This window comes from Rubripirellula reticaptiva (genome assembly GCF_007860175.1).
GTDB classification, from domain to species: Bacteria; Planctomycetota; Planctomycetia; order Pirellulales; family Pirellulaceae; genus Rubripirellula; species Rubripirellula reticaptiva.
Genome location: NZ_SJPX01000011.1, coordinates 1 through 3,752 on the forward strand (window position 1 = coordinate 1; position 3,752 = coordinate 3,752).

General features: G+C 55.3%; 6 protein-coding genes. 4 read left to right on the plus strand and 2 right to left on the minus strand.

What is annotated here, in order from left to right:
• Positions 1-312 precede the first annotated feature (312 nt).
• From Poly59_RS29895 to Poly59_RS29105, 3 genes are all read left to right on the plus strand, one after another.
• Complete coding sequence (locus Poly59_RS29895; RefSeq protein WP_186776606.1) at positions 313-489, plus strand: hypothetical protein; 177 nt, start codon at positions 313-315, stop codon at positions 487-489.
• 66 nt (positions 490-555) lie between these two features.
• Complete coding sequence (locus Poly59_RS29100) at positions 556-855, plus strand: hypothetical protein (protein WP_146537628.1); 300 nt, start codon at positions 556-558, stop codon at positions 853-855.
• 322 nt (positions 856-1,177) lie between these two features.
• Entirely contained in the window at positions 1,178-1,702 is a 525-nt protein-coding gene (locus Poly59_RS29105; RefSeq protein ID WP_146537629.1) for a hypothetical protein, read from the plus strand.
• 349 nt (positions 1,703-2,051) lie between these two features.
• On the opposite strand, the gene Poly59_RS30520 is transcribed toward Poly59_RS29105, so the two are convergent.
• Positions 2,052-2,186: a hypothetical protein gene (locus Poly59_RS30520; RefSeq protein ID WP_261343575.1), complete on the minus strand. Its 135-nt coding sequence runs from the start codon at positions 2,184-2,186 to the stop codon at positions 2,052-2,054.
• Positions 2,187-2,956: 770 nt separating this feature from the next.
• Positions 2,957-3,124 (minus strand): hypothetical protein, encoded by a 168-nt coding sequence (locus Poly59_RS29900; RefSeq protein WP_186776607.1) that lies wholly within the window; start codon positions 3,122-3,124, stop codon positions 2,957-2,959.
• 9 nt (positions 3,125-3,133) lie between these two features.
• Here Poly59_RS29900 and Poly59_RS29110 point away from each other — a divergent pair, with 9 nt between their 5' ends.
• A complete protein-coding gene (locus Poly59_RS29110; protein WP_146537630.1) occupies positions 3,134-3,538 on the plus strand; it encodes an ankyrin repeat domain-containing protein in 405 nt (134 codons plus the stop codon).
• Positions 3,539-3,752: the final 214 nt, after the last annotated feature.

Consider the following 3,752-nt stretch of genomic DNA (forward strand, 5'->3'; position numbering starts at 1 on the left):
GTACCCTGGTGCTACGGTATACCCAAACTGCCGCGGGTAACCATCGGATTCAACGGAGGACCGGTGGTCAGTTTTCACGAATGGATGCTCAACTCCCGGTCCCCGCTGATCCGGGTCGTTATCCGACTGAAATCCGCTAAGCTCTAATCGAGGCCCACGTCGTTGCCCATTGGCTTGTTCGTTCTGCTATTCATGTCGGTCGTCATCTTTCGACGTGCTCGTCGTACTGGTCGCTCCGGGTTGGCGTGGGCGGGCCTTCTTTGGCTTGCCGCATTCTCCTGCGGGGTGATCTGCTCGATTGGATACTTGCTCATGGTTGCAATCACAACGAACCCGGAGGTCACTGAGGCTGAACTTCGTGGTATGATGTATCTCCCTACCGTCATTGGTCTGGCTGGTGGCGTGATGCTTGCAATGCGTTTTGCCGGGCGTCCTGTGTCGGCGAAAACGGCGGATAACCATCGGATGCACCGGAGCGGCGGTGGTTAGTTTTTTTGCAATGGATAGTCTTTCGCCGCCGCCCGGTGATCCGTAACGTTATCCGACTGAAGATACATGCCATACGAACTTCCTCACCCTGAAGCTGCAGTCCCAAAACTGGACCCGAATCAGATTCCGACTTCGCTGCACTCGTTGATCTACTACGCTGAACTGTACGGCATCTCTGACGATGGCTATCGCCAGCAGGTTCTTGACGCGCTAAACGATGTTGAACGCGACGAATTCACGGTCTCTGTCGCCCTCTTCGATGAACAGCTAGACGCTTGGCTTGCCGGGCCAGATGCCGACAGTCTGCGACCAACCAAGGAATACATCGCGTTCTCCGCGATGCGGATGGCAGCTGACACGCTATAGTCGCGGCTTTGAGACGACCGTCGATTTGCCGAAACTTGCCCGATTGACTGGACTTTGATACTATCACTTTCACGGGTGTCACCCACGTGGACGAAGCCCAGGTTGGCGGCGTCCCGCCGTTGTTTCCTGCTCGCGCAGACCATCGTGGCGACGTTCCGTCGTTGTTTTCCGCTCGCGCGGCCCATGCTCGCTGGCGGTCCGCCTCGTGTCCAATGCGACGGATAACCATGGGTTGCACCGGAGCCGGGCTTGCGGGCGTTTTTTGACGGCTAACTTTACACTCCCGGCCCGGTGAACCCGGACGTTATCCGACTGAAATCGCATGAAGAGGACGTGGAAATACGCGGTGCTGCTTGCGTTGCTCGGGATCGCCTTTGTGATCGTTACGCAGGTGACTGGCCGCGACGTGCCGACAACACCGCCCCGTGAATCACGCCGGGTCATGCACCCACTCGGGTTTTCCATCGTGTCCCCTACAAACTGGGACTCGCAAATCCGCGTTAAACCCATCGGGATTGTCGGACCGGGTATCTACATGTCGCCACGAACTATCGGACCTCCACGACGGTACTCAGCGGCGCTAAGTGTTTCGGTATGCGACGATCGAGAGCGACTTCGAGATCAACATGAGATGACTGCGGACACTGTTGCCGGATTCCCCGCATTCTCGCGGATCGTGACCGCCGACGTGGGCGACGGTGTCCCTAGCTTTGCGTACACCGCCTTCCTCAAATCGCGAGACACCTGGTACGTGGTGCGGTATAACTTGAGTTCTGATTCCGCCGTTCTCCCAGGATCGGTCCGTGACTACATCGCTTCCTTTCGCGTCACCCCAACTGACGGATAACCATGGCGTGCACACGGAGCGGGGCTTGCGGCCGCATTTGAAATGGACAACTTTACTCTCCCCGCCCGGTGACGCCGGGCGTTATCGGACTGACGTCTCAGGTGTTTGACGCTTGCACTAGCGATTACTGCAACGCTCGAGTGTAAATTTTTCGTTCTGCATTTGCGTTAGCGAATTTGCGATCCAAACGCCTTAATCCTCCGTTCGCGACTGCTACACCCCGCGCCGCTCGCAGTCCTTGATCGTGTTTGCTGTTGTCGTTTGCTGATCCAACGACAACGTTTTCGATCCTTCGCTTACCGTTAACAAGCGCCGTCGAAAGACAATGCCCGTTTACTTGCCGACCCGATCAACGCCCAATTGCTTGCCGCGTGAACCAACGCTCGCTAAACTGTGGCGGCGTGGCAACGACTGCCCGATGCTCGACCAACGCCCGTTCATAAATGCCGATAACCAACACATGCACCGGAGTGGCGGTGGTCACGTTTCTTTGAAATCACGTCAATCGCCGCCACCCGGTGATGTGAAACGTTCCCTCAATGGAATAGCACTCATTCGTTGCCGCGGATTCGTGGAAAACCCTTACCAACCGCCTGATCACCATCCGTCGAATGATCGCTCGTTCGCGTTTCGCATCGACATCCTCTTTGCGTCTCTAGTCGCGCTGGGCATTATTGCGATTGCATCGGATGGTTTCCGAAGCATTCCCCTACTTCACCTCTTCCTAGTCCCGATTCCCCTATGTCTTATCGCTTTTCACAAAGCAATCGCGAACCTTCCGACGTGGGTCTCTGCGCCGACCAAGGCTGTTGAAACGTATGCAATCGGTTGGGTCGTTCTAGTGGCGCTAGGTACGATTACCGGTTACCTTGAGTGGTGGCCTGTCTCGCGTTGAAGAACTTTGGAGAATGAGGGAACCATGACATGCACGGGAGCACGGCTTGCGGCGTTTCTCGCAATGGACAGTCAACTTTCCGTGCCCCGTGATGTCCAACGTTATCCGACATACTCCCTCAGGTGTCCGGCGTATTTCTTCGCACAAGCGATCACTTCAACCTTCGATTGCGAATTGGTCGTTCGGCTTTTGCGTTAGTGAATCGACGCGTCAAACGTTTTGATCCTCCGTTGGCGTTGGCTGCAACGCTGGTTGATCGCTGACTGATTTCGGTCTTAACGACTGGCGTTTGCCGATGGCACCGCAACGGTTCTGATCCTTCGATGAACGGAATTGCTTGCCTGGAACTTTAGAGCCCGCTAGACTTTGGCGACTTGAAAACCACTGCCCAACACTCGATCAATGCCCGTCGATAAAACGGATAACCATCGGTTGTACCGGAGCGGCGGTGGTCGCGTTGTCTTGAAATCACGGCACTCGCCGCCGCCCGGTAAACCGTAACGTTCGTCGACAAGAAGTTTTGACATCAAATTGTGATGGATACAGCCGATCTTTGGACGCGTATTCTTGAAGCAAGCCGAAATGGTGACCTGAGACTCGTCCAGGATTTGCTCGACAGCGGCGCGGATCCAAACTGGCAAGACATCTTCGACGGCTACACATCGCTGCACTATGCGATTGGAAGCGGCAACGAGTCACTTGTGCGTTTATTGATCGAACGGGATGCTGACATTGAACACTCGAAAAACGTCGTCTATATCACTCCCCTCGGTACTGCCGTTTTGACCGGCCGAGTTGCGATGGTGCGTCTATTGCTTGACTCAGGAGCGGACGCGACTGCTTTGCTGTATCCTGGTGACAGGTCGATGATTGACGTTGCCGAAGAAGACGGAAGTGTAGAGATCGCATCGCTCCTTCGAAGGTACGCATCTGAGACATAGAATGCGACGAACCAGCGGATGCACGTGAGTCGCCGAGTTGAGTTTATTGAAGTGGTGAGTCGTTCGCGGCGACCACGTGATCCGTATCGTTCGCCAACTGATTGAATGAATCCTTTCGCTCCGACTAACGTTTCGTCTGACTTACCCGGCGCGCTTTCGCGTTGGAGATTTCTCCCAGCTGCGATCTGCTTGCTCATTGCCGTGTTCTTCGTTG

What these genes read in the sequence shown, in the direction of transcription:
- Poly59_RS29110 (WP_146537630.1), top strand. Translation starts at nt 3,134, where the DNA reads ATGGATACAGCCGATCTTTGGACGCGTATTCTTGAAGCAAGCCGAAAT.
- Poly59_RS29100 (WP_146537628.1), top strand. Translation starts at nt 556, where the DNA reads ATGCCATACGAACTTCCTCACCCTGAAGCTGCAGTCCCAAAACTGGAC.
- Poly59_RS29105 (WP_146537629.1), top strand. Translation starts at nt 1,178, where the DNA reads ATGAAGAGGACGTGGAAATACGCGGTGCTGCTTGCGTTGCTCGGGATC.
- Poly59_RS29895 (WP_186776606.1), top strand. Translation starts at nt 313, where the DNA reads ATGGTTGCAATCACAACGAACCCGGAGGTCACTGAGGCTGAACTTCGT.
- Poly59_RS29900 (WP_186776607.1), bottom strand. Translation starts at nt 3,124, where the DNA reads ATGTCAAAACTTCTTGTCGACGAACGTTACGGTTTACCGGGCGGCGGC.